This is a genomic window from Altererythrobacter sp. TH136 (assembly GCF_007065885.1).
Classification (GTDB): Bacteria; Pseudomonadota; Alphaproteobacteria; order Sphingomonadales; family Sphingomonadaceae; genus Tsuneonella.
The window spans coordinates 141484-167623 of the sequence record NZ_CP041409.1 but is presented as its reverse complement, the minus strand read 5'-3'; the positions used below and the strand labels follow the sequence as shown (position 1 = coordinate 167623).

24 protein-coding genes are annotated in these 26140 nt (G+C 65.0%); 18 read left to right on the top strand and 6 right to left on the bottom strand.

The window, feature by feature from the left end; all coding sequences use genetic code 11:
* Window positions 1-81: 81 nt before the first annotated feature.
* Genes C0V74_RS00855 through rsmA form a run of 3 tightly spaced genes read left to right on the top strand, consistent with a single transcriptional unit; the run spans window position 82 to window position 3300 of the window.
* Entirely contained in the window at window positions 82-1461 is a 1380-nt protein-coding gene (locus tag C0V74_RS00855; RefSeq protein ID WP_143250225.1) for a peptidylprolyl isomerase, read from the top strand.
* A complete protein-coding gene (pdxA, locus tag C0V74_RS00850) occupies window positions 1458-2471 on the top strand; it encodes a 4-hydroxythreonine-4-phosphate dehydrogenase PdxA (RefSeq protein WP_143250224.1) in 1014 nt (337 codons plus the stop codon). Before C0V74_RS00855 ends, pdxA begins: the two co-directional genes overlap by 4 nt.
* Window positions 2464-3300, top strand: a complete 837-nt coding sequence (gene rsmA, locus C0V74_RS00845; protein WP_143250223.1) for a 16S rRNA (adenine(1518)-N(6)/adenine(1519)-N(6))-dimethyltransferase RsmA — start codon at window positions 2464-2466, stop codon at window positions 3298-3300. The genes pdxA and rsmA overlap by 8 nt, the downstream gene beginning before the upstream one ends.
* A 24-nt stretch (window positions 3301-3324) precedes the next feature.
* Here the strand turns inward: rsmA and C0V74_RS00840 are convergent, their stop codons facing one another.
* Entirely contained in the window at window positions 3325-5406 is a 2082-nt protein-coding gene (locus C0V74_RS00840) for a malate synthase G (RefSeq protein ID WP_246844907.1), read from the bottom strand.
* A 163-nt stretch (window positions 5407-5569) separates the two neighbouring features.
* On the opposite strand from C0V74_RS00840, the gene C0V74_RS00835 reads away from it, so the two are divergent.
* The 15 genes from C0V74_RS00835 (at window position 5570) to C0V74_RS00765 (ending at window position 22435) form a co-directional block, all read left to right on the top strand.
* Window positions 5570-6772: a hydrolase gene (locus tag C0V74_RS00835; protein WP_246844906.1), complete on the top strand. Its 1203-nt coding sequence runs from the start codon at window positions 5570-5572 to the stop codon at window positions 6770-6772.
* Complete coding sequence (locus tag C0V74_RS00830; RefSeq protein WP_143250221.1) at window positions 6769-7785, top strand: arginine N-succinyltransferase; 1017 nt, start codon at window positions 6769-6771, stop codon at window positions 7783-7785. The genes C0V74_RS00835 and C0V74_RS00830 overlap by 4 nt, the downstream gene beginning before the upstream one ends.
* 10 nt (window positions 7786-7795) lie before the next feature.
* Entirely contained in the window at window positions 7796-9046 is a 1251-nt protein-coding gene (locus tag C0V74_RS00825; RefSeq protein ID WP_143250220.1) for an N-succinylarginine dihydrolase, read from the top strand.
* 118 nt (window positions 9047-9164) lie between these two features.
* The gene (locus C0V74_RS00820; protein ID WP_143250219.1) at window positions 9165-9407 is read left to right on the top strand and encodes a hypothetical protein; all 243 of its coding nucleotides are present in this window, start codon (window positions 9165-9167) and stop codon (window positions 9405-9407) included.
* 96 nt (window positions 9408-9503) lie between these two features.
* A complete protein-coding gene (locus tag C0V74_RS00815) occupies window positions 9504-9818 on the top strand; it encodes a hypothetical protein (RefSeq protein ID WP_143250218.1) in 315 nt (104 codons plus the stop codon).
* A 73-nt stretch (window positions 9819-9891) separates the two neighbouring features.
* A complete protein-coding gene (locus tag C0V74_RS00810; protein ID WP_143250217.1) occupies window positions 9892-11823 on the top strand; it encodes an EAL domain-containing protein in 1932 nt (643 codons plus the stop codon).
* A gap of 176 nt (window positions 11824-11999) precedes the next feature.
* Window positions 12000-12962, top strand: a complete 963-nt coding sequence (mdh, locus tag C0V74_RS00805; protein ID WP_131623476.1) for a malate dehydrogenase — start codon at window positions 12000-12002, stop codon at window positions 12960-12962.
* Window positions 12959-13849, top strand: coding sequence for a succinate--CoA ligase subunit alpha (gene sucD / locus C0V74_RS00800; RefSeq protein WP_143250216.1), 891 nt, complete (start codon window positions 12959-12961; stop codon window positions 13847-13849). Before mdh ends, sucD begins: the two co-directional genes overlap by 4 nt.
* A 77-nt stretch (window positions 13850-13926) precedes the next feature.
* Entirely contained in the window at window positions 13927-16773 is a 2847-nt protein-coding gene (locus C0V74_RS00795; RefSeq protein WP_143250215.1) for a 2-oxoglutarate dehydrogenase E1 component, read from the top strand.
* Between the two features lie 9 nt (window positions 16774-16782).
* The gene (gene odhB / locus C0V74_RS00790; RefSeq protein WP_143250214.1) at window positions 16783-18054 is read left to right on the top strand and encodes a 2-oxoglutarate dehydrogenase complex dihydrolipoyllysine-residue succinyltransferase; all 1272 of its coding nucleotides are present in this window, start codon (window positions 16783-16785) and stop codon (window positions 18052-18054) included.
* Window positions 18054-18395: a hypothetical protein gene (locus C0V74_RS00785; RefSeq protein ID WP_143250213.1), complete on the top strand. Its 342-nt coding sequence runs from the start codon at window positions 18054-18056 to the stop codon at window positions 18393-18395. The genes odhB and C0V74_RS00785 overlap by 1 nt, the downstream gene beginning before the upstream one ends.
* On the top strand, window positions 18388-19791 hold the full coding sequence (lpdA, locus tag C0V74_RS00780) for a dihydrolipoyl dehydrogenase (protein ID WP_143250212.1): 1404 nt from the start codon (window positions 18388-18390) through the stop codon (window positions 19789-19791). The genes C0V74_RS00785 and lpdA overlap by 8 nt, the downstream gene beginning before the upstream one ends.
* 45 nt (window positions 19792-19836) lie before the next feature.
* Window positions 19837-21165, top strand: coding sequence for an amidase family protein (locus C0V74_RS00775; RefSeq protein WP_143250211.1), 1329 nt, complete (start codon window positions 19837-19839; stop codon window positions 21163-21165).
* The gene (locus C0V74_RS00770; RefSeq protein WP_143250210.1) at window positions 21165-21827 is read left to right on the top strand and encodes a PepSY domain-containing protein; all 663 of its coding nucleotides are present in this window, start codon (window positions 21165-21167) and stop codon (window positions 21825-21827) included. Before C0V74_RS00775 ends, C0V74_RS00770 begins: the two co-directional genes overlap by 1 nt.
* Entirely contained in the window at window positions 21824-22435 is a 612-nt protein-coding gene (locus C0V74_RS00765) for a trimeric intracellular cation channel family protein (RefSeq protein WP_143250209.1), read from the top strand. Before C0V74_RS00770 ends, C0V74_RS00765 begins: the two co-directional genes overlap by 4 nt.
* Before the next feature lie 3 nt (window positions 22436-22438).
* Here the strand turns inward: C0V74_RS00765 and C0V74_RS00760 are convergent, their stop codons facing one another.
* From C0V74_RS00760 to rpsK, 5 genes are all read right to left on the bottom strand, one after another.
* A complete protein-coding gene (locus tag C0V74_RS00760) occupies window positions 22439-23140 on the bottom strand; it encodes a hypothetical protein (RefSeq protein WP_143250208.1) in 702 nt (233 codons plus the stop codon).
* 117 nt (window positions 23141-23257) lie between these two features.
* Window positions 23258-23788 carry a hypothetical protein gene (locus C0V74_RS00755; RefSeq protein WP_131623496.1) on the bottom strand — a complete coding sequence of 177 codons (531 nt, stop codon included), beginning with the start codon at window positions 23786-23788 and terminating at the stop codon, window positions 23258-23260.
* Window positions 23789-24004: 216 nt separating this feature from the next.
* The gene (rplQ, locus tag C0V74_RS00750; RefSeq protein ID WP_143250207.1) at window positions 24005-24430 is read right to left on the bottom strand and encodes a 50S ribosomal protein L17; all 426 of its coding nucleotides are present in this window, start codon (window positions 24428-24430) and stop codon (window positions 24005-24007) included.
* 125 nt (window positions 24431-24555) lie between these two features.
* On the bottom strand, window positions 24556-25608 hold the full coding sequence (locus C0V74_RS00745) for a DNA-directed RNA polymerase subunit alpha (RefSeq protein WP_131623500.1): 1053 nt from the start codon (window positions 25606-25608) through the stop codon (window positions 24556-24558).
* Window positions 25609-25708: 100 nt separating this feature from the next.
* Complete coding sequence (rpsK, locus tag C0V74_RS00740) at window positions 25709-26098, bottom strand: 30S ribosomal protein S11 (protein WP_021689122.1); 390 nt, start codon at window positions 26096-26098, stop codon at window positions 25709-25711.
* Window positions 26099-26140 lie beyond the last annotated feature (42 nt).

Below are 26140 nucleotides of genomic sequence, written 5' to 3'. Positions count from 1 at the left end.
CAAACGCGCTATCCGCCGCCCGCACTCAGGTTGGGTTAAGCCGTTTCGCGGCACTCGGCTGCTGACTAGAGGGGGCGCGCGATGCACCCTGCCAAAACGGATGAACGCGTGATCCACCAGACGGTATCTCGACTGCTTTGCGGCCTCGCCGCGGTTTCGCTTGTAAGCGCGCCGACTACCGTATCCGCGCAAGAGGCCAACGCGCCGCTTGCCAGCGGAATGGGGCTCGACATCCCGGCCAACGTGCAGATCCTTGGCAAGGGCGATCCCAACGTCCGGCGGCCTACTGCGGTGGTGAACGGACAGATCATCACCGGCACCGACGTCGAGCAGCGGGTCGCATTGCTGGTTGCCGCGTCCAAGGGAGAGATCCCGCCCGAAGAGCTGCAGCGCCTCCGCTCCCAAGTGCTTCGCAACCTGATCGACGAGACGCTCCAGATTCAGGCTGCGAGAGCGCAGGAGATCGAGATCAGCGCGGCTGAAGTCGACCAGGTGTACGCGCGCGTGGCGGCCCAGAACTTTGGGCAAAACGTCGAGGCGATGGATGCCTATCTGGCAAAGATCGGCTCGTCACCCGCTTCGCTCAAGCGTCAGATCCTCGGCGAGTCCGCGTGGCAGCGACTGCTGCGGCGGAACATCGCGCCGTTCGTGAACGTGTCGGCCGAAGAGGTGAACGAGATGCTCACGCGGCTCGAGGCAAGCCGCGGGACCGAAGAGTATCGCCTGGGCGAAATCTGGCTGGCCGCGACGCCGGAGACCCGGGACCAGGTTCTCGCCAATATCGACAAGATCATCGAGCAGCTGAGGCAAGGCGGAAGCTTCCAGGGATACGCACGCCAGTTCTCTGAATCGTCGACTGCCGCAGCCGGCGGTGACCTAGGCTTCGTGCGGCTCGAACGCCTGCCGAGCGAACTGGCGGTTGCTGCGCGCGCCATGCAGCCGGGACAGCTGGTTGGTCCGATTGAGAACTCGGGCGGTTTCTCGATCCTTGCGTTGATCGACAAGAAGGCGATCCTGACGTCCGACGCGCGAGATGCGGTGTTGAGCCTCAAGCAAATCTCGCTCGCGTTCCCCGCCGGCATCACTGAACCAGACGCGCGTGCGCGGCTCGAAAGCTTCAACAAGGCGGTTCAAGCGATGAAGGGCTGCGGCGATGCGGATAGCGGGGCGGCTGCCATCGGCGCTACGGTTACTTCGAATGACGGGATCGTCCTGCGTTCGCTGCCGGAGCAATTGCAGCCTCTTCTCGCGGACCTGCAGATCGGTCAGACGACCCCCCCGTTCGGATCCGCGCAAGATGGCGTCAGCGTATTGATGCTGTGCGGCCGCGATGATCCGCAGGATGCCGGGGCGCCAAGCTTCGAAGACCTGATGGCCCAGCTTGAGGACGATCGCATCAACAAGCGCGCCCAACGTTACTTGCGCGATCTGCGCAACGACGCGGTGATCGAATACAACTGACGCAGCCATCCAAGCCGCTGATCGTCTCGCTCGGCGATCCGGCGGGCGTGGGTCCCGAACTGATCGCGGCGGCGTGGCTCACGCGGGAGCGCAACGCGCTGCCGCCGTTCGCTGTCGTCGGCGGAGCACGCCTGTTGGCAGATGCAGCCAAACTGCGCGGTATGTCGCTATCGATCGAACAGGTTGAAACGCTTGAGGACGCGCGCGAGGTATTTAGTCGCTCGCTTCCGGTGCTGGGCGCTCTCGATGGCCCCTACCGCCCCGGCCATCCGGACGAGGACGGCGCCCGGCTGGCTCTCGCGTCGCTCGAAAAGGCGACCGCACTGGCGGTTGCCAGTGAGGCTGCTGCTCTGGTGACCGGACCGGTGGCCAAAGCGCGGCTCGCCGCCGTTGGATTCGGCTTCCCCGGCCAAACCGAATACGTCGCCCACGCGTGCGGGATCGCCGCTCAGGATGCCGTGATGATGCTTGCGGGACCGCAACTGCGGACGGTCCCACTAACGGTGCACATGGCGCTGGCCGATGTGCCAGGCGCCATTACCGGAGAGCTAATCCAGCGCCGGGCGCGCGTCGCGCATCGTGCACTGCAACAGGATTTCGGCATCGCCGCACCGCGGATCGCGGTGGCGGGGCTCAACCCACATGCGGGCGAGGACGGTCAAATGGGCTCCGAGGAGCAGCAGATTATCGCGCCGGCGATCGCTAGTCTGCGGGCCAGCGGGATCGATGCCACTGGCCCGCACCCCGCGGACGCCCTGTTCGCGCCGCATGCCCGTGGGAACTATGACGTGGCGCTGTGCATGTACCATGACCAGGCACTGATCCCGCTGAAGGCCCTGGATTTCGACGAGGGCGTCAACGTCACCCTCGGCCTGCCCATCATCCGCACCAGTCCGGATCATGGGACCGCCTTCGCTATCGCTGGCACCGGCCGCGCCAGCGCCGGCGCGACTGTCGCCGCGATGCGCATGGCCGCCGGTTGCGCGACCAGACGGGCGCTGCATGGCTGATCTACCTCCGCTCCGCGAAGTCATCGCCCGTCATGGGCTGAGCGCGTCGAAGGCGCTGGGACAGAATTTCCTGTTCGACGAGCAACTGCTCGACCGGATCGCTGCCATTCCGGGTAATCTCAGCGGCAAGGCGGTTCTCGAGATCGGCCCCGGACCGGGCGGGCTGACGCGGTCGCTGCTGCGAGCCGGAGCGCGGGTGACCGCGATCGAGATGGACCCCCGCTGCCTGCCCGCGCTAGCGGAGCTGGAAGCCGCGTATCCCGGGCAGCTCCGCGTTATCGAAGGCGACGCGCTCAAGCTGAATCATGATGGCCTGATGGGCGAACCCTTCGCGGTCGTGGCCAACCTGCCCTACAATGTCGGTACGGCGCTGCTGGTGCGCTGGCTTGGTGGTCAGCAGTGGCCACCGCGGTGGACCAGCTTGACCCTGATGTTCCAGCTCGAAGTCGCGCAACGGATCATCGCTGAGGCTGGCACCGATCCCTATGGCCGCCTAGCCGTTTTCACGCAGTGGCGCTCGTCCGCGAAGCTGGCGATGAAGGTCCATCGGAGTGCGTTTACCCCGCCGCCCAAAGTCACGAGCGCGGTCGTTCATATTGAACCTGCGACAATGCCCGAAGCCGTGCCGGCCCGGCTGCTCGAACGGATAACCGAGGCCGCGTTCGGCCAGCGCCGCAAGATGCTCCGTCAAAGCCTCAAAGGCGTTCCCGGCGCCCTTGATGCTCTCGCGGCGGTCGGGGTCGATCCGCAGCGCCGGGCGGAGACCTTGAGTGTAGCGGAATTCATCGCAATCGCGCGTGCGCTGGCGGCGGGACGCATCGAGCGCTAATAATCGCTGCGTGACTGCCGATCGTCAGCCTTTCGCTTTCCGCCGCCATTCGTGCAGCAATGGTTCGGTATAACCGCTCGGCTGTTCGACTCCCTTGAAGACGAGATCCAGCGCGGCGCGGAAAGCGGAACCGTCCTCATTTTCGGCAAGCGGCACATACGCAGGATCGCCAGCATTCTGCGCGTCCACTTTGGCGGCCATCCGGCGCAGACTGTCCATCACTTGCTCGCGAGTACAAATGCCGTGGAGCAACCAGTTGGCTAGGTGCTGCGAGCTGATGCGCAACGTCGCGCGGTCTTCCATCAAACCCACGTCGTGGACGTCGGGCACTTTCGAGCATCCCACGCCCGCGTCGATCCACCTGACGACATAGCCCAACAGACCTTGCGCGTTGTTGTCGAGCTCTTCCCGTATTTCGTCTTCCGACCAGTTCGTGCCTTGAGCGAGCGGAATCTGCAGTAGTTTGTCGAGACCCGGTGCCTCGCCAAGCTCCTTCTGCCGGGCGAATACGTCGACCTGGTGATAGTGCAGCGCGTGCAACGTAGCGGCCGTTGGCGACGGTACCCATGCGGTGTTGGCGCCTGCGCGAAGGTGGCCGATCTTCTGTTCTACCATGTCGCGCATCATGTCCGGCGCGGCCCACATGCCCTTGCCGATCTGCGCCTTTCCCGACAAGCCATGGCGCAGTCCGATCGCCACATTGCGCGCTTCGTACGCCGCGAGCCACGTGCTGGACTTCATCTCTGCCTTGCGGATCATCGGCCCGGCTTGCATCGAAGTGTGGATCTCGTCCCCGGTCCGGTCGAGGAACCCGGTATTGATGAACACGATACGGTCCTTCACGGCCTGGATGCAGGCGGCGAGATTTGCGCTGGTGCGCCGCTCCTCGTCCATGATCCCGACTTTGACGGTGTGCCTGGGCAGTTGCAGTAAGTCCTCAACGACATCGAACAAGTCATTGGTAAAGCAGCATTCTTCCGGGCCGTGCTGCTTCGGTTTGACAATATAGATGCTGCCGGCCCGGCTGTTGGTCCATTTACCCAGCCCACTGATGTCGTGAGCACCGATCGCGCTGGTGATCACGGCATCCATGATCCCCTCGGGTACCTCGGCTCCGTCGGTGAGGCGGATGGCCGGGTTGGTCATAAGATGGCCGACATTGCGCACGAAAAGCAGACTGCGGCCCGGGAGCACCTGGTCGCCAACGCGCACATCGTCGGCCAGGCGGCGAGTCAGCTGCCGCCCGCCCTTGGCGAAACTTTCCTCCAGATCGCCGCGGATCACGCCCAGCCAGTTGCGATACGCGGCGAGCTTGTCGGCGGCATCCACGGCCGCGACCGAATCCTCCAGGTCGACGATTGCCGTGAGCGCGCTTTCCAGCACGATATCGGCAATGCCTGCCGGGTCGTCGCGGCCCACTTCCCCATCGGGATCGAAGACCACTTCGATGTGCAGCCCGTTGTTGACGAACATCCGGCCCCGCGCGGTCTCTCCCACGTACTGCTGTGGATCCGCCAACGTGATGTCTTCGGGTGAATGGAGACCGCCCCAGCTATTACCTGCGGTCAGCGGCAGCGCCTCGTCGAGAAAGGCGCGCGCCCGCGCGATTACGGCGCTGCCCCGCTGACGGTCGTAGCCTCCCGGGCGTGCCGGAGGCGCCTCCAGCGCGTCGGTGCCATAGAGCGCATCGTACAGGCTGCCCCACCGGGCATTGGCGGCGTTGAGCAGGAAGCGGGCGTTGAGCACCGGCACCACCAACTGCGGACCTGCCATCGTCGCGATTTCCGGATCGACATTTTGCGTGCCGATGACGAATTCGTCAGGCTCCGGAACAAGGTAGCCGATCTGTTCCAGGAAGCGGCAATACCCTTCCGCGTCATGCGGCTGCCCCCGCCGTGTGAGATGCCATTCGTCGATTTGTCGCTGCAACTGCTCCCGCTTGTCGAGCAGGGCGCGATTGCGCGGCACGAACCGGTCGAGCAAGTCGGCAAAACCGGTCCAGAACGTGGATGGCGCGAGGCCGAGCGGACCGAGCACCTCCTCATCGACAAAGCTCGCCAGAGCCGCGTCGATCTGCAATCCGGCCTTGTTCTGGAAGTCGCCCACGTCACCCTCACCTGTCAGAAGGACGCACGCAAGAATCGCGTGCGTGCTATTCGTAATCTGTCGTCCGGGGAGGAAGCGAGCGGCGCCTATGGCCAAGCACGCAGCGCAATGCAACATCGCCCGGGTTGGACGGCAGCGCCGACCTCGCTAGGAGCGGTTGCAGATGAAACAATTGGCCGAACACTTCGCCGGCGCGTTCGATGCGTCAGAGATGCTGACCCAGGCGCGGGCCTGGAGTGCGATCAACACCGGCACCGCTAATCTTGAAGGGCTGGCGCAACAGGCGCTGGTCCTTGCCGATGCCTTCGCGTCGCTGCCCGGAGAGGTCGCCCTGATGGAGCCGGCACCAGTGACGGTAGTCGATGCGGCGGGTAACGAGGTGCAGAAATCGCACGGGCGGCACCTCGTGGCGCGGGTCCGGCCTGACGCGGACCGCCGGGTCCTGCTGACGGGCCACATGGACACCGTGTTTCCCCCGGATCACCCGTTCCAGTACCAGCGAGATATCGATGACGACACCGTGAATGGCCCCGGGCTAGCGGATATGAAAGGCGGCATCGCGGTTATTCTGCATGCGCTGCAAGCATTTGAGCGCACCGACGGCGCGCAGGCGATCGGTTATGACGTCATGATCAATTCGGATGAGGAGACCGGTTCGATGTCCTCGTCCGCACTGATCGCCGAACTCGCACGGGGCAAGCATGCCGCTTTGACGTATGAGCCATCAGCTCTGCCCGACGGCACCCTCGCCTACGATCGAGGCGGGAGCGGGAATTTCAGCATCGTGGTGACCGGCAAATCGGCCCATGCCGGGCGCAACCCGCACGAGGGCCGCAACGCCATTGTCGCGGCGGCCGACCTTGCGGTGCGCTTGAAGGCGCTGGGCCATGGCGAACTGTCGGTTAACCCTGCCCGCATTGAGGGCGGATCGGCGAATAACGTGGTGCCGGATCACGCGGTCCTGCGGTTCAACATCCGGCCCAAGACCACCGAGTCGGCAGAACTTTTTGGTCAGGAACTCAATGTTTTGCTGGATGATGTGAAGACCCGGCACGAGGTGTCTCTGTCGCTCCATGGCGGGATCACCCGCCCACCCAAACCCGTCAGCTCCCAGGCGCACAAGTTATTCAACCTGGTCCGCGAGTGCGGTGCGAAACTGGGGCAACCGATCGGCTGGCAATCATCGGGCGGTGTTTGCGATGGCAACAACATCGCGGCCTGCGGCGTGCCGGTGGTCGATACGATGGGCGTGCGTGGCGGCGCGATCCATTCGCCTGACGAATTCATGATTGTGTCCAGCCTGGCAGAGCGGGCGGCGCTCTCGGCTCTGGTGCTGAGCCGCCTGGCTTCAGGAGACTTGCGTTGACCTTCAGACTGCGCGCGGCGCATCCCGGTGATCTTGAACCGATGTACGAGATGGCCAAGCTGACCGGCGGCGGGTTCACCAATCTGCCGCCCGACCGCAAGGCGCTTTCCGACAAGCTCGAGCGGACCGAGGCGGCGTTCCAGCGCGGCGAAGACACGCTGGCCGACGAACAGTTCGTGCTGGTGCTGGAAGACAGCGACACCGGCGACGTTCGCGGCACGTGCCAGTTGATGACCCAGGTCGGGCAGCGCTGGCCGTTCTATTCCTATCGCCTGAACACGCTGACCCAGCATTCGCAGGAACTGCAGCGCACCGTCCGCGCCGACCTGTTGAGCCTGGTGACCGATCTTGAGGGATCGAGCGAGGTCGGCGGGCTGTTCCTCCATCCCAGCCAGCGTGCGGGAGGGTTCGGCCTGCTGCTCGCCCGCAGCCGGTACCTGTTCATCGCCATGCACCGCGAACGGTTTGCCGATCGCATCCTGGCCGAACTGCGCGGGATCATCGATGAGCGCGGCGGCTCACCTTTTTGGGACGGGGTGGCGGGCCGGTTTTTCGGGATGACGTTCCAGGAAGCGGACTACTTCAACGCCATCAACGGTAACCAGTTCATCGCCGACCTGATGCCCAAGCATCCGGTGTATGTCGCGATGCTTGACGAGGACGCGCGCACAGCGATCGGCGTGCCGCACCCCAGCGGGCGCGCGGCCATGCGGATGCTGGAAGGAGAAGGCTTTCGCGCCGATGGGTATGTCGACATCTTCGACGGCGGCCCCACGATGACCGCCCGCACCAATGATGTTCGATCGGTGCGCGACGCCCGTCCGGGCAAGGTGATCAATGCCAACCTCGATATCGGAGAGCGGGCGATCCTCGCGACCGGCACCCTCGGCACCTTTCGCGCTGCGTTCGGGATGCGCGATCTGCACCCTGACGGGACCATCGAGATCGATCGCCTGTCAGCGGCCTTGCTCGGTGTCGGCGAAGGGGACGAGGTGTGGAGCGTCCTGAGATAGGGCCGAAATCATGCGACTGACCGAGATCAACTTTGACGGGATCGTGGGGCCCAGCCACAACTACGCCGGGCTCAGCCTTGGCAATCTGGCGGCGACGGCGCATTCGGGCGACGTCAGCCACCCCCGCGCCGCGGCGCTGCAGGGGCTCGCCAAGATGCGGCACAACCTTGCGCTGGGACTGGCACAAGGGTTCCTGCTCCCCCTCCCTCGCCCGAACGGCGAATACCTCGCCCGGCTCGGCGCGGAACCCGCTACGGCGCGCGGCCTCACCGCTGCCGCGTGGTCCGCATCCGCGATGTGGACAGCCAATGCTGCGACGGTCAGCCCGGCACCTGACACAGCCGACCAGCGCTGCCACCTGACGCCTGCGAACCTGGTGACCATGCCGCACCGGGCGCAGGAATGGCCGGACACGGCGCGCCAGCTGGCGCTCGCGTTTGCCGATCCGGCCCATTTCATCCTGCACCCACCCATTCCGCCGAGCTTTGGCGATGAGGGCGCCGCCAATCACATGCGCTTGTGCGATGGTCACGCGCAAGCGGGGGTGGAGATCTTCGTCTACGGGCGAGCTGGTGGCCCCTTCCCCGCGCGCCAGCACGAGCAGGCGAGCCGGGCGGTGGCGCGGCTGCATGGCCTGGACCCGCGGCGCACGCTGTTCATCGAGCAGAATCCTGCCGCCATCGCCGCGGGCGCGTTCCACAACGATGTGGTCGCGGTCGCCAATGCACGGGTGCTGTTCACGCACGCCGAAGCGTTTGCCGAACCCGACCGGGCATATCTGGCAATCCGCGAGGCATTTCCCCAACTGGAACTCGTCGAGGTGCCATCGTCCGCCGTTTCGCTCGCGGAAGCGGTGCGGACCTACCTGTTCAACGCTCAACTGGTTACCTTGCCCGACGGCGAGACCGGCCTCATCGTTCCCATGGAATGTATCGAGAGCGCAGCCGTCTCCGCATGGCTTGCGCGAATGACCGACGGGAATGGCCCGATCCGCCGCGTGCTGCCCGTGGACGTGCGCCAGTCGATGGCAAACGGCGGCGGGCCGGCCTGCCTGCGCCTGCGCGTCGTGGCCGATCCCGCCGTTGTCGACCCGCGTTTCCTCTTGAACGAGGCGAAGGCCGCGTTGATCGAAGGCGTAATCGCGCGCACCTGGCCCGAGCAGATCGATCCGGCGGACATCGGCAACGAAACGCTTGCAGCCGACGTCATCGCCGCGCGTTATGCACTGCTGGATGCGCTGGACCTGCACGAACTGGGTTAACGCGCTGGACGAGCGCTTGCGCGCGTTTACATTCTGCAAACCATGACCCTTGCGGGTGCGACCAACCGGCCCGGGCACGGATGGGTTGGTTCCGCATTGTTAGAGTGTGCAAAACGCGATGCTGCAGAAGATCAAACGCCTGTTCGTGATCAAGACTCGGTTTGAGGCTTGTCTGATCATCTACGCTCTCGCTTTGGGCGCGATCGAGCGGGGATCGGCCTACCTGACGCAGTTTCCCGGTTGGGGCGGCAAGATGCTGTTTCTGGCCGCGACCGGGTCGGTGTTCCTCGCCGGCGCGAAGATTTTCGATTGTCTGCGGTTCGAGAAGGAAAAACGCGAGGCTGAGCACTCCGCGACCTGAGCGTGCCTCTGGTCAACATCCTCGTAACCTTCTCACCGAACCAAGCATTAGGAGCGGCCTGCTATCGGCGCGGCTGACTAACCGCAGGATCGCTTCATGTCCGTCTTCTTCGCCGCCGCTCGCTCTGTCGCCGCCTCGCCCGTGGCGCGGGTCCTGGCGCGCCGCGCCGTCCCGTCAGCGGCGAACGATACGCATGACGCTGACGCCGGGCAGCAGGAGGTGTTGCACGCCGCACTGCGCCATTTTGCCGTCCATGGCCTGGGCGCCGCGCAGGTGGCTTACGCTCACGCCGAGCGGGCCCGGCAGATCGGAGACCATCCCGCGGGCGACCGCTGGGCCGCCATCTGCCGCACACTCGACAAGCGGCTCGGCGCCGAACTGGCCAAGCAATATCTCGCGCGGCGTACGTAAGCCCTGCATTAACCACGTGGTGAGAAGTTCCGGCTAACGCATTGCCATGGGGTCGAACGTGGCGGTCGGGTGGATGCGGTTCATCGCACAGTGGTTCGATCGCGGCGATGCGCTCGACGATCAGGTCCGTCGCACGCTGGTCCGCAAACTCTATGCCCAACCGATCACGGCGGCCGTCGGCACCTTAATTGCGGTGATCTCCACCTGCGTCGCCGCTTCGGTCAGCCAGGAAGCGTGGCTCTACATCAGCTGCATGGTCTTGAGCTTCATCGCCATGTCGCGCGTGTGGCTGGTTTTTCGCCTGCCGCCAGACGATCGGGTGAGCACCAGCAAGCTCGAGCACCGCTATGCCATCGGGGCCGTCGCGTACGCCACCGTGCTGGGCAGCTTCACCGGCCTCGCGATCGTTCTGGGCACCGAACCCGGCGTGCAGGCACTGATGCTGGTGAACGCCATCGGTTACAGCGTGGGCGTCTGTGCCCGCAACGCCGGACGACCGGCGATTGCCCTGTCGCAACTGTCGCTCACCGCGCTTCCTCTGGTGCTGGCGGCGCTGTGGGTTGGCACGCTGGCATACCTCGCGATGGCGATCATCGTGCTGCTGCTGGTGGGGACGATGTGGTCAATCGTGCATAACCTGTTCCAGACCTTGCGCAGTGCGATCGGCGCGGCCGAAACCAGTGCCCATCTGGCTGAGCGGATGCAGGTGCTCGCCCGGACCGATGTCGTCACCGGTCTAGCCAACCGCGCCGGCCTCAATCACGCGATGGCCGAACGAATGCCTACGCTGAGTGACGTAGGAGCGCTCGCGTTGTTCTGGCTGGACCTCGATCGCTTCAAGGAAGTCAACGATCTGCTGGGTCACCCGGTGGGCGACCAAGTCCTGAGCGAAGTCGCCAAACGGCTGCGCGAGAGCGCGCCTGCTGGCGCCACAATCGCCCGTTTCGGCGGCGATGAATTCATCGTCATGTGCCCGGTAGACGATCGCCATGCGTGTGAACGTCTGGCCTCGCAGGTGCTGGACAACGTGACCCGCCCGATGCGGATCGACGATGAGCGGCTGGAGGTCCCCTGCTCGATGGGCATCGCGATCCTGCCGGAAGATGCGGTGGACCTCGACAGCCTGATGCAGGCGGCCGACCTCGCGCTGTATCACGCCAAGGTCGGCGGCAAGAACCACAGCCGCTTTTTCGAAAAGTCGATGAGCCGCAACCTGGTGCGCCGGCGGGAGATCGAGGCGGAATTGCGCGCGGCCATCCAGCGGGACGAGCTATCGATCTTCTTCCAGCCGATCATCGACCTTGAAAGCGGCCGCATCCGTACGTTCGAGGCGCTGGTTCGCTGGTTCCATCCGGTAAAGGGTGAATTGAAGCCCGACGAATTCATCCCCGTCGCCGAAGAGACCGGCGTCATCGTCACGCTCGGCAACTGGATCACCGCGCAGGCGGCGCGGGCCGCGGTTCACTGGCCCGAGGACGTCACCGTCGCGGTCAACCTTTCGCCGTTGCAGATCAAGGCGCCTGGCGCGGCACTCGGGATCCTGTCCGCTCTGCGTGAAGCTGGCCTCGACCCGTCACGGCTCGAACTCGAGGTGACCGAACGACTGTTCCTCGACGACGATTTCGCGACGGCCAACTTCATCAACGACCTGTCCGCTGCCGGGGTGCAGTTCGCGCTCGATGACTTCGGGACCGGTTACTCATCGCTCGGCTCGATCAACAAGTTCCCATTCAGCAAGATCAAGATCGATCGCAGCTTCGTCTCCGGACCCAACGTCGGCCGCAAGAGCCAGGCGATCATCCGTGCGGTGGCGGAAATGGGGACGCAGCTTGGCATGGAGATCGTGGCGGAAGGGATCGAGACCGTGGACCAGGTGGGAACCGTCAAGGCGAGCGGATGCACTCTGGGACAAGGTTACTATTTCAGCCGCGCCGTGCCCGATTACCTGGCTGCCATGCTGCTAGCGCAGGAACGCGAAACCGCGGGGCTCCGCGCGACGGGTTGACCCGTTCTTGCAACTGCGAACCACTTGCAAAGATAACTGCTAGTCTGCCTGCCATTGCCGGTTGCATTGGCGACACCCCGCGCCTACGTCCGCCTCGAATTCAGGCGACCCCTGCCCGCGGGACGGGCTTTCGCCTTTGACGGCCGATCCCGCGCGACGGAAGGATTTGTTCCTAGATGGCTCGCAAGAAGATCGCGCTCATCGGCGCCGGGATGATCGGCGGCACTCTCGCTCACCTCGCCGCGAAGAAGGAACTGGGCGACATCGTCCTGTTCGACATCGCTGAGGGTATTCCGCAGGGCAAGGCGCTCGACCTCAGCCAGTGCGGTCCGATCGAGGGCTTCGACGCGAAGATCACCGGCACCAACGACTATGCCGACATCGCCGGGGCCGACGTGATCATCGTGACCGCCGGTGTCGCGCGCAAGCCGGGCATGAGCCGCGACGATCTCCTCGGCATCAACCTCAAGGTGATGAAGGCGGTCGGCGAGGGCATCAAGAACAACGCGCCTGACGCGTTCGTGATCTGCATCACCAACCCGCTCGACGCGATGGTCTGGGCACTGCGCGAGTTTTCCGGCCTGCCGCACAACAAGGTCGTCGGCATGGCCGGCGTGCTCGACAGCGCGCGCTTCGCCACGTTCCTAGCATGGGAATTCGGCGTCTCGGTGCGCGACGTGAACGCGTTTGTGCTGGGCGGCCACGGCGATACCATGGTGCCGGTCACCAGCTACACGACCATCAGCGGCATCCCGGTCGATGACCTTGTCGCGATGGGCAAGTCGTCGAAGGAAAAGCTGGACGAGATCGTCAAGCGCACCCGCGGCGGCGGCGGCGAGATCGTCGCCCTGTTGAAGAGCGGCAGCGCCTATTACGCGCCGGCCACCAGCGGCATCGCAATGGCCGAGGCGTACCTGTACGACCAGAAGCGTATCCTGCCGGTCGCGGCTTATGTCGATGGCAAGTATGACCTCAACGGCCTCTACGTCGGTGTCCCGGCGGTAATCGGCGCCGGCGGGATCGAGGAGATCGTCGAGATCAAGCTGTCGGACGAGGAGAAGAGCAACCTCAAGGTCTCGACTGACGCGGTCGAGGAACTGCTCACTGCCTGCAAGAACCTTGATGGAGACCTCGCATGAGCATTCTGGTCGATCGCAATACGAAGGTCATCACGCAAGGCATGACCGGCGAAACCGGCACCTTCCACACGCAGCAGGCGCTCGATTACGGCACTCAGATGGTCGCCGGCGTCACCCCGGGCAAAGGCGGGACCACGCACATCGGCTTGCCGGTGTACGACACCGTGCTGGAGGCCAAGAAGGCGACCGGCGCGACCGCCAGCTGCATCTACGTGCCGCCGCCGTTTGCCGCGGATTCGATCCTCGAGGCGATCGATGCCGAGGTCGAGCTGATCGTGTGCATCACCGAAGGCATCCCGGTGCTCGACATGGTGCGCGTGAAGCGCGCCCTGACGGGGTCGAAGAGCCGGTTAATCGGGCCGAACTGCCCCGGCGTGCTCACTCCCGGAGAGTGCAAGATCGGCATCATGCCCGGCTCCATCTTCAGCAAGGGTTCGGTCGGAATCGTCAGCCGTTCGGGCACGCTCACCTACGAAGCGGTGCACCAGACCACGCAGGTCGGGCTTGGCCAGACCACTGCGGTGGGCATCGGCGGCGACCCGGTCAACGGCACCAACTTCATCGACGTGCTCGAACTGTTCCTGGCTGACGACGAGACCAAGTCGATCGTTATGATCGGCGAGATCGGTGGCAGCGCCGAGGAAGAAGCCGCCCAGTTCCTGGCCGACGAGGCCAAGCGCGGCCGGCGCAAGCCGGTGGTCGGGTTTATCGCAGGGCGCACCGCGCCTCCGGGCCGCCGCATGGGCCATGCCGGCGCGATCGTTTCGGGCGGCAAAGGCGGCGCGGAAGACAAAATCGCGGCTATGGAAGCCGCCGGTGTGCGCGTTTCGCCCTCTCCGTCCGAACTGGGCACCACCCTCGACGCGCTGTTGAAGGAACTCGCCTGACGGCAGGCTCCACGCGTCTCCTCCCCGGGAGCGGCGGGCCGGCTGGGGCATTACCTTACCGAAGGTAGGCAAACCCGATGGGTAACGAAGCACACGATTTCTCGCCGGCGCCGGACGAGTCCGGGCCGCAGCCCGGCCCGTCGTGGGCCAACGCGCGCTGGCCGTTGGTCGGCGGCGAGAGTGAGGACGAACTCACCCAGGCGCTCGATCCCACGGCGATGACGCTGGCCGTAAAGGCCGCGGCCGCGAAGGCCGGCAAGGTGCTGGACGACCAGGCGGTGGAGCAGGCTGCCGGAGACTCGATCCGCGCGATGCTGCTGGTGCGCACCTACCGGGTTCGCGGGCACCTCGCGGCAGAGCTCGATCCGCTGCACCTCAGCCACCGTGACCTGCCGGCCGATCTCACTCCTGAGTACCACGGGTTCACTGGCGCGGCGCTCGAACGGCCGCTCTACCTCGGCGGCACGCTTGGTCTCGAGTGGACGACCATGTCGGAACTCGTGCGCATCCTGCGCAAGAACTACTGCGGGCATGTCGGCTTCGAGTACATGCACATCGCCGACGTGGAGGAGCGCCGCTTCATCCAGGACCGGATCGAAGGCCCGGACAAGGTCATCACCTTCACCCCGGAAGGCAAGCGCGCGATCCTGTCGGCGGTGATCCGCGGCGAGCAGTACGAGGCGTTCCTCGGCAAGAAATACGTCGGCACCAAGCGCTTTGGCCTCGACGGCGGCGAAAGCATGATCCCCGCGCTGGAAGGCGTGATCAAGTACGGCGGCCAGCAGGGCGTGCGCGAGATCGTCTACGGCATGGCGCATCGCGGGCGGCTGAATGTTCTCGCGAACGTGATGGCCAAGCCATACCGCGTGATCTTTCACGAATTCTCCGGGGGCAGCGCGAACCCGGAGGATGTCGGCGGATCCGGCGACGTGAAGTACCATCTCGGCACCAGCACCGACCGCGAGTTCGACGGGATCAAGGTGCACATGAGCCTGGTCCCCAACCCCAGCCATCTCGAAGCGGTCGATCCGGTCGTGCTTGGCAAGACGCGCGCGCAGCAGGCTGTTCGCGGTGATCTGGAAAAGCACGAGCAGGTCCTGCCGGTGCTGATTCACGGCGATGCGGCGTTTGCCGGCCAAGGCATCGTTTGGGAATGCCTCGGGTTCTCCGGCGTGCGCGGCTACAACATCGGCGGCTGCATCCACTTCGTCATCAACAACCAGATCGGCTTCACCACCAGCCCGCAGTTCGCGCGCTCCTCGCCCTACCCGTCCGACGTCGCGAAGGGCGTCCAGGCGCCGATCCTGCACGTCAACGGTGACGATCCCGAAGCGGTGACCTTTGCATGCAAGCTGGCGATCGAGTTCCGGCAGTGTTTTAAGCGCGACATCGTGATCGACATGTGGTGCTACCGCCGCTTCGGCCACAACGAGGGCGACGAGCCGAGCTTCACCCAGCCGTTGATGTATGCGGCGATCAAGCAGCACCCCAAGGTCAGCACGCTCTATGATGAGCGGTTGCAGCGCGAAGGGGTCACCAAGCCGGGCGATGCCGATGCCATGGCGGCCGAATTCAACGCACACCTCGAAGAGGAATTCGCCGGCGCCGCCGACTATCGCGCCAACGAAGCCGACTGGTTCGGCGGTCGCTGGGCCGGCCTCAGCAAGCCGAGCGATTCCGAAGAAGCGCGCCGAAACGTCGACACTGCGATCCCCAAGAAGCTGTTCGACAGCCTCGGCCGCACACTGACGACGGTCCCCGAAGGGCTGACCATCCACAAGACGCTCGAACGGGTGCTCGAGGCCAAGCGGCAGATGTTCGCCAACGGCGGCGGGTTCGACTGGGCGACGGCGGAAGCGCTCGCGTTCGGCAGCCTGGTGACCGAAGGGCACGGGGTGCGCTTGTCGGGCCAGGATTCAGGGCGCGGCACGTTCAGCCAGCGCCACGCGGTGTGGATCGACCAGAAGGACGAACACAAGTACATCCCGCTGTGCCAACTGCCGCACGGCAAGTTCGAGGTCTATGACAGTCCGCTGTCGGAATATGGCGTGCTCGGCTTCGAATACGGGTTCGCCATGGCCGATCCCAAGAGCCTCGTGCTGTGGGAAGCGCAGTTCGGCGACTTCGCGAACGGCGCGCAGATCATCATCGACCAGTTCATCGCGGCGGGCGAAGCGAAGTGGCTGCGGGCCAACGGCCTCGTCCTGCTGCTGCCGCATGGCTACGAAGGCCAGGGGCCGGAGCATTCCAGCGCCCGGCTGGAACGGTTCCTGCAGCTATGCGCGGACGACAACCTCCAGGTCTGCAACATCACCTCGCCGGCGAATTATTTTCACGTCCTGCGCCGGCAGATGCTGCGCCCGTTCCGCAAGCCGCTGGTGATCATGACGCCTAAGTCGCTGCTGCGTCACCCGATGGCGCGAAGCGGCGCCGACGAGTTCGTCTCGCAAAGCCACTTCAAGCGCATCCTGTCGGACCGGCTGGACATCGCTGATGGCAAGGTCCGGCGCCTGGTGTTGTGCAGCGGCAAGGTGGCTTACGACCTGATGGCACGGCGCGACGAAGCCGGCATTGACGATGTGTCGATCGTGCGGATCGAGCAGTTGTATCCTTTCCCAGGCGAGCCACTGGCGGTGCGCCTGCAGCGCATGACCGGCCTGGAGGAAGTGGTTTGGTGCCAGGAAGAACCGAAGAACAACGGCGCGTGGTTTTTTGTGGAAAGCCAGATCGAAGCGGCCCTGCAACAGGCCGGGCACACCGGCATGCGGCCGCGCTATGCCGGGCGGACGGCGGCGGCCAGCCCCGCCACCGGGTTTGCCAAGCGCCACGAGCGTCAGCAGGCTGCGCTGGTCGCCGACGCGCTGGGCCTGCCCGCTGACGATCCGATCGCACCCAAGACCGCCGCTGGCAAGAAGCTCGCCTGAGGAAAACAGATGTCCCAAGAAGTCAAAGTCCCCACGCTGGGCGAGTCGGTCACCGAAGCGACCATTGGCGAATGGCTCAAGCAGCCGGGCGATCCGGTGAAGGTCGATGAACCGATCGCCAGCCTGGAAACCGACAAGGTCGCCATCGAAGTGCCAAGCCCCGTTGCGGGCGTGATGGGCGCGCACGCCGTCGAAGTGGGCGCGACGGTCGAGGTCGGCGCGGTAATCGCGACGATCGAGGATGACGTCGCCGCGGGCGAAAGCACGCAGGTAAGCGTGCGCGAAGAGCCGCAGCCCGCTGAGCAGGCAGTCAACGCGCCGGCGTCGGTGACCACGCCGGCCACCGCTCCCGTGCAAGCCAAGGCCGCTGATCCCGAAGCCACGCAAACGCTCTCCCCCGCGGTGCGCCGCGCGGTGCTGGAGCACGGCGTTGATCCGACGCAGATCAAGGGCAGCGGCAAGGATGGCCGGCTGACCAAGGAAGACGTGATCGCCGCGGCGAGTTCGAAGAAGCCTGACAGCGCCCCCGCGCCGAGCGCGGCTCCGGCTCCGGCATCGCCGTCGCCCGCATCATCGGGCGACCGCCGCGAAGAACGGGTCAAGATGACCCGCATGCGTCAGACGATCGCCCGGCGGCTCAAGAGCGCGCAGGACACCGCTGCGCTGCTGACGACTTTCAACGATGTCGATATGACTGCGGTCATCGAGGCGCGCGAGAAGTTCAAGGACACCTTCGCCAAGAAGCACGACATCAAGCTGGGCTTCATGTCGTTTTTCGCGAAGGCGGCATGCCTGGCGCTGAAGGACATTCCCAGCGTCAACGCCCAGATCGACGGCGAGGAGATCGTCTACTTCGACTATGTTGACATCTCGGTCGCGGTCAGCGCGCCCAATGGGCTCGTGGTGCCGGTGGTGCGCGATGCCGACAGCAAGTCGTTCGCGCAGATCGAGAAGGACATCGCCGACTTCGGCAAGCGGGCCAAGGACGGCACGCTGACGATGGACGACATGAAGGGCGGCACCTTCACCATATCCAACGGCGGGGTGTTCGGTGGGCTGATGTCCACCCCGATCATCAACCCGCCGCAAAGCGCGGTGCTCGGTCTGCACCGGATCGAAGATCGCCCTGTCGTGCGCGACGGGCAGATTGTGATCCGGCCGATGATGTACATCGCGCTATCCTACGACCACCGTCTGATCGATGGTCGCGAGGCCGTCACGGCGTTGAAGACCATCAAGGAAGCGATCGAAGATCCGATGCGGATGCTGATCGACCTGTGATGAGCAAGCGCCGCGCTCTACCAGTCCGTCTGCTGCTCATCGGTTCGGCCGCGGTTGCACTCGCCGGCTGCGACGCCGCGACCCAGATTGCCGGCGACGCCGTCCAGGGCGAAGCACGCAACATGGTGGCGGCGCAGTGCGAGCAAGTTGCCGGCGGTGCGGGCATCGTGGCCGGACGCATTGCCGAAGTCTGCCAATGCGCAGCCGAGACATTTGTGGCGGACGGCCGTCTGACGCCAGGCGAGATCAACCGCGAACGGATCGAGACGATCGTCAATGATTGCGCCGCGCGCACCCGCCCCCAGGGTGACGCGGCGCTCACGGAGGAAGCCAGTGGCTGACCACACTTACGACTATGATGTCCTCGTCATCGGCGCCGGGCCCGGCGGGTACGTCGCCGCCATTCGAGCAGCCCAGCTTGGCCTGAAGACGGCGTGTGCGGAAAGCCGCGATACGCTCGGCGGGACCTGCCTCAACGTCGGCTGCATCCCGTCGAAGGCGATGCTGCACGCCAGCGAGTATTTCGACGCGGCGAAGAACGGCACCATGGCCAAGCTGGGTATCGTGGTGGAGCCCAAGCTCGACCTTGAGACCATGCATGCGCAGCGGCGCGACGCGGTGAAGCAACTGACCGGCGGCATCGAGTTTCTGTTCAAGAAGAACAAGGTCGACTGGAAAAAGGGCCGGGCCACTTTTGTCGACGCGCATACCGTACAGGTGGGCGAAGAAACCGTCACCGCGAAAGACGTGATCATCGCCACCGGATCGACCGTGACTCCGCTCAAGGGGGTGGAGATTGATAACGACAAGCAGGTCGTGGTTGATAGCACCGGCGCGCTGGAACTGCGCAAGGTGCCCGAGAAGATGGTCGTGATCGGCGGCGGTGTGATCGGGCTGGAGCTCGGATCGGTGTGGCGTCGGCTCGGTTCGGAGGTGATCGTGGTCGAATTCCTCGACCAGCTACTTCCGGGCATGGACATGGACATCCGCAAGGAAGCGGCCAAGATTTTCAAGAAGCAGGGCATGCAACTGATGCTGTCGACCAAGGTCACCGGCCTGTCCGTCGATGGCGATCGTGCCACGCTGACCATGGAACCGGCCGCCGGCGGCGAAACGACCACGCTGGATGCCGACTGCGTGCTGGTTTCCATTGGACGCCGGCCGAGTGTCGATGGACTTGGCCTCGACAAGATCGGGCTGGAACTGAACCAGCGCGGGCAGATCGAAACCGATCACGACTTCCGCACGTCGGTCGACGGAGTGTGGGCGATTGGCGACGTCATCCCCGGGCCGATGCTGGCTCACAAGGCAGAAGACGAAGGCATCGCCTGCGCGGAGAACGTCGCCGGTCAGACCGGCATCGTGAACCACGCGGTCATCCCGGGCGTGGTCTACACCTGGCCAGAGATCGCAGGCGTGGGCCTGACCGAAGAGCAGGCGCGCGAACAGGGTGACGTGAAGATCGGCAAGTTCCCGATGTTGGCCAACAGCCGCGCCAAGACCAATCACGAACCTGATGGCTTCGTCAAAGTCATCGCCGATGCGGCAACGGATCGGGTGCTCGGCATCTGGTGCATCGCCAGCGTCGCCGGCACGATGATTGCCGAAGCGGCCATCGCGATGGAGTTCGGTGCCACCAGCGAGGATATCGCTTACACCTGCCACGCGCACCCCACGCACGCCGAGGCGATCAAGGAAGCGGCCATGGGTGTTCAGGGGAAGCCGATCCATATTTGACGCAGCGGCGTCGCGCGCGCATCCCATACCCTCGAGGGAGAGCGTATGATTCCGAAGCTGACCAGTGAGCCGGGTGCGATCGAGGTCGCGGCCCAAATCCGTTCGGGCGCGCTGTCGCCGCTGGAGGCGGTCGACGCCGCCATTGCCCGCATCGAAGCGCTGGATGGCCCGCTCAACGCCGTGGTCGTACGCGATTTCGACCGGGCGCGACGGGCCGCCAGCGCAATGGACGGCCAGGCTCACGAGGATCGGCCGCTGTTCGGCGTGCCCATGACGGTGAAGGAAAGCTTCGATGTCGCCGGGTTGCCGACCACCTGGGGGCATCTGCAGTTCAAGGATCAGCTCGCGCGCCGCGACGCGCGCGTCGTCACGCTGCTTAAAGACGCCGGCGCGATCATCCTGGGCAAGACCAACGTGCCGCCCGACCTGGCCGATCTGCAAAGCAACAACCCGGTTTACGGGCGCACCAACAACCCGCACGATCACAGCCGGGTTGCCGGAGGATCCTCTGGCGGTTCGGCGGTTGCCGTGGCGACCGGAATGGTGCCGGCCGAATACGGCAGCGACATCGGCAGTTCGATCCGCAATCCCGCTCACTTCAACGGCATCTTCGGACACAAGACCACGTTCGGGCTGGTCAGCCGTCGGGGCCATGGACACCCGGTGGCGGGCGGGCAGGACATGCACGATGGTCCGTTATCGGTCACCGGGCCGCTGGCGCGTTCCGCTGACGACCTGGCGCTGTTGCTGCAATTGACTGCAGAACGTCCCCTGCCACGGCGAGAGAAAGGCTTGCGCGACATGCGCTTCCTGGCGGTGCTCGACCATCCTGCCAGCGAGATCGACGCCTCGGTCCGCGATCCGATCGAAGCCGCGCTGACCGAGGTCGAGCGTGCCGGGGCGCGGATCGACCGGTCGAGCGAGCTGCTGCCCGATCTCGCCGAACAGCACGCCAACTACATGCGCCTGCTCAACGCCGCGATGGCGCGCGGGCAACCCGGGCCGGGCGGCCAGACGATCAGCCTGGCCGATTACTATCTGTTGCTCGATACCCAGGCGCGCAACCAGTATGCATGGGCCGAACTATTCGCGGAATATGACTTCGTGCTCGCCCCGCCCCTGCCCTTCGTCGCTTACTCTCATGACGACACGCCGATCGGCGCACGGCGGATCGCAATCAACGGCAAGGACAGCGCATTTGCCGATGCGCTCGCCTGGGCGGGGCTCGCGACGTTCCCCAACCTCCCCTCGACGGTCGTTCCGGTCGGCGAAAGCGGCGGTCTGCCCTGCGGAATGCAGGTGATGGGCGCCGAATGGAACGATCTGGACTGCATCGAGGCGGCCGGCGCAATCGGCGATCTGCTCGGCGCCTGATGGTGGCATCCCGCTGGATGGCGCGGTTCGCGCGGTGGCACATCTGGCTCGGCTGGCTGATCGCCGTGCCGTTGCTGCTGTGGATGCTGAGCGGGATCGCGATGGTCGCGCGCCCGATCGAGGAGGTGCGCGGCGAGCACTTGCGGATCAAGCTCCCGCCCCAGCCGCTGCCAGGCAATCCACAAGTCGTCGAAATACGCAGCCTCGTTCAGCGAGGGCGACCGGTGACACTGGTCACGCGCGCCGATGGATCACTGCAGCGCTATGCCACCGGCACCGGCGCGCCGCTGAACGTCGACGTTGCCGAAGCGCGCGCGATAGCTGCCAGCGACATCAGGGGAGGCGACCAGGTGGACGCCGTGCGCGCCTTTTCGGCTCGCAACCCCCCGCTCGAGCTTCGCAAGCCCGTCGCGACCTGGCAGGTCTCGCTGGTTGACGGCACTCACGTCTACATCAATCGCGGTAGCGGCGAGATCGAAGCCGTGCGCACGCGGTGGTGGCGGTTCTATGACGTCATGTGGGGATTGCACATCATGGACCTGCAAACGCGTGAGGATGCCCACAACCCGTTCGTGGTCGTATTCGCCCTCATTGCGTTGATCGGAGCACTGCTGGGGACCGTGCTGCTGTTTCGGCGGCGGCGCGCGCGCGTGGGCATATGACCCCGCAGGTCCTGCCGCCGATTCTCGACCTCGCGGGCGTTGCGGTGTTCGCTTTGACCGGCGCGCTCCTGGCGGCACGGCTTCGGCAGACGTTCGTGACCATGGCGTTCTTCGCCCTGGTGACGGGAGTGGGCGGAGGATCGCTGCGCGACATGCTCTTGGGCGCACCCGCGTTCTGGCTTCGCGACCCATGGGTGGCGCCAGTCATCTTCGCCACCGCTCTGATCGCCTGGTTCACACCGCGGCGGTGGTGGGAGGGGGAACTGCTCGAATGGGCGGATGCCGCCGGGCTCGCCGCCTTCTCCGTGCTGGGTGCCGCAAAAGCGCTGGGCTATGGCGTGGCCCCGGTGCCCGCCGCGGTGCTCGGCGTCGTGACCGGGTGCATCGGCGGTGTAGCGCGGGACGTCATCGCGGGGGAACCGTCGATCATCATGCGGCCCGAACTTTACGTCACCGCGGCCGCCCTTGCCGCGGCCGTGACCGTGGTGGGTACGCTTCTTCAAATGCCCGAAGGGATCACCTGGGCCATCGCGTGGACGGCAGGGTTCGCCTTGCGCGGGGCGGCAATCCGCTTTCGTCTCGCTCTCCCCGCGTACCGTGAGCCTTAGCGGTCAGCCCGGGTAGTCGGGCACCTGGCCGGCGTCGTAGCGATCGTCGCTCGCCTCGTTGCCGATTGGACCACCCGGATATTCGGCCACACCGGGATCACCCTGCGCCTGGCGTGCGGCGGCATAGCGCTCGTCATCCCACTGGCCGCCGCCCGCCGCACCATAGCGATCGATGTTGACGCCTTCGATCCGGCCATCGTTTCCGATCGAGCAGTTGAACCGCGCGCCGTCCCGCAGGCGGCCCGATACTTGCCAGCCGGAACCGGTGCGGTTCACGGACTCGACCGCGTCCACCGGACCGCTCCGCTCAACCTCCCGGGCGCACATATCAGCCGCGCGATCGAGCCCGCCACTTTCGCCGTAGCGATAACCGGCGCCGTCCGTGCGATAGTTGGGCGCGCGATCGGGATACGGGTAACGCTGCGGATACCTGTAATCGCTGTTGCGGCTGGACTGGTTTGCCGCACCGGCAATGGCGGCGATCACCCCGATGACCGCGACACCCGCGATCACGTCTCCGGCATCGACCCGGTCGCGGTGCCGCCAGCGCCGGTGTGCTTCGGCGTTGACCGAATTCGCATCGAATCCTCCGCCGTGGACCGCTGCGGAAGACGACGGCTTCGGCAGCGAAGTCGCTCCCACCGGGGCGGCGATCATCGAAACGGATGCAGCCAGCGCCGCAACAGAGGCGGTACGAAAGAACATGATCGCAGATCCTTTGAAGAACATCGCCCCGCTGCACGAACGGTACGGTGGCAAAGCTAGGCGGTCCAGACTTGCGAAAGCCTGAACCGCCCGGTGCGCTCCCAGTGAGCTGGTTGCTTAGTAGCGGTATCCGCCGCGTAGCCCGCTATAGTCGAGATCGACCACCCGACCGTAGCGAACATCGCAGGTGAACCTGCCCTGGTCGTAATTACGGCCCGCATAGCGATAGTTGTAGTCGCGGCCCCAGCCGCCACCGCGCTCGTTCACGACAACCGTCCCGCGCACGCGATAGCCATCGCGCTTACGATCGACGTTGCGGATGTCGGTCACCCGTGCGCCATAGGCGCCGCGCTGCGCGGCATAGACGCACTGCTCGACAGCCTGGCGGGAGTTGCCGGCGTTGTTGTAGCCATAACGATTGTCATAGCGGTCGCCGTAGTAGGGAGCGCCGTACGTACCGTTATAGCCGCGATCGCGGCCGATCGAGCTGGCGACAGCGGCGATGCCGCCGATCACCAGCGCACCGGCGATGATATCGCCCGCGTCGATGCCGTCGTTGTTACGGTCGCGCGCCGCGGCGGGGGTTGCCGACAGAGCCATCGCGCCAGCCGCGACGGTTCCGACGAGGGCTTTTGAAATGGTCTTCATGGCTCACCTCACGTGTTGGCAAAGGACCTTCCTTTCGCCTTGTGAACCTTTTCTAAGCGAGTCGCCGTGAGATGAGCCTGAATTGGCGCGACAGCTTTTGTTCAGCCAACACGTAGCGAATGTGAACCGCGATCAAGTCAGCCGCTCCTTCGCTTGAAGACCAAAAAAAAGCCGGAGGTTTCCCCCCGGCCCCTTTTTCCGAACTGACGACGAGGATCAGGCTGCTTCCAGCTCATCCTCATCCGCATTCTGCACCGGACCCGAATCCTGGCCCTTGGCCGCCACATCACGGTCGACCAGCTCGATCACCGCCATCGGCGCCGCATCGCTGGCGCGCAGACCGGCTTTGATCACGCGGGTGTAGCCGCCATCGCGCCCGGCGTAGCGCTCGGCCAGAACATCGAACAGCTTCTTGAGCTGTACGTCATCACCCAGGCGGCTGATCGCAAGGCGCCGGTTCGACAGACCGCCGCGCTTGGCGAGCGTGATCAGCTTCTCGACGTAAGGACGCAGTTCCTTCGCCTTCGGCGTGGTGGTGAGGATCTGCTCATGCTTGATCAGCGCGGCGGCGAGGTTGCGCAGCAGGGCGGCGCGGTGGCCGCTCTTGCGCTGCAGCTTACGGCCTGAATGTCCGTGACGCATGTACTCTACTCCGTTCGTAGGGGGGCCGGATAGCGGTTTCCATCAAAGTCGAGCCTTGACGGGTTTTCACTGGTACCCCGATGCAGGCCGGAAGAAGGGGTCCGGCCCATGCCCAGTTCGGCTGATCAGCCGAGCAGTTCCTGCTCGAGCTTCTTGGCCATTTCCTCGATGTTTTCCGGCGGCCAGCCAGGGATGTCCATGCCGAGGCGCAGGCCCATCGAGCTCAAGACTTCCTTGATCTCGTTCAGGCTCTTGCGGCCGAAGTTCGGTGTGCGGAGCATCTCGGCCTCGGTCTTCTGGACCAGATCGCCGATGTAGATGATGTTGTCGTTCTTGAGGCAATTGGCCGAACGCACCGACAGCTCCAGCTCGTCGACCTTCTTGAGAAGGTAACGGTTGAGCTGGTTGGCGTCGCTCTCTTCCGGCTGCGCGGCCATGCCGATCATCGGCGAGCTCGCCTGCGGAATGCCGTCCTCGAAGTGGACGAACAGCGCCAGCTGGTCCTGCAGGATGCGCGCGGCATAAGCCACCGCGTCCTCGGGAGTCACGGTGCCGTCGGTCTCGACCGTCAGGCTGAGCTTGTCGAAATCGAGCTCCTGCCCGACGCGGGCGTTCTCGACCTTGTAGCTCACCTGGCGAACAGGCGAATACAGCGAGTCCACCGGGATCAGGCCGATCGGCGCGTCGACCGGGCGGTTCCCAACGGCTGGCACATAGCCCTTACCGGTGTCGGCGGTCAGCTCCATGTTGAGGTTGGCGCCCTCGTCGAGGTGGCAGATGACGAGGTTCTTGTTCATCACCTCAATATCGCCCGATACCGCGATGTCACCCGCGGTCACTTCACCCGGACCGGTAGCGGCGAGCTGGAGCCGCTTGGGCCCCTCGCCTTCCATCTTGAGCGCAATCTGCTTCACATTGAGAACGATGTCGGTCACATCCTCGCGCACGCCGGCGAGGCTGGAGAATTCGTGGAGCACGTTCTCGATCTTGATCGATGTGATCGCCGCGCCCTGAAGGCTCGATAGAAGCACACGGCGCAAGGCATTGCCGAGAGTGAGGCCATAGCCGCGCTCGAGCGGTTCGGCGACGAAGGTCGCGCGGCGGCCCTTGGCAGCGTCCTTCACTTCCAGATTGTTGGGCTTCTTGAGTTCCTGCCAGTTCTTGGTGTTGACGGCCATGGATATCCCCTGGGGTTCAAATGCGTGTGGGACCGGCGCTGCGTGAGCGTCCGATCCCCAGGTCAGCGGCGGGAACTACCCCGCCGCTGGGCAGGTAAGATCAGACGCGGCGGCGCTTCGACGGGCGAACGCCGTTGTGCGGGATCGGCGTCACGTCACGGATCGAGGTGATCGTGAACCCGACCGCCTGCAACGCGCGCAGTGCGCTTTCGCGTCCCGAGCCGGGACCCTTGACCTCGACCTCGAGGGTGCGGACACCGTGCTCGGCAGCTTTCTTGCCGGCATCGTCAGCCGCGACCTGGGCCGCGTAGGGAGTCGACTTACGGCTGCCCTTGAAGCCCATCATGCCGGCCGAAGACCAGCTGATCGCATTGCCTTGTGCGTCGGTGATGGTGATCATCGTGTTGTTGAAGCTGGCGTTCACGTGCGCGACGCCGCTGGTGATGTTCTTGCGCTCCCGCCTGCGGATGCGCTGAGGTTCACGAGCCATGTGGGAATTCCTGTCCTAAATCCAAGAGAGCAGCGGCGGCCA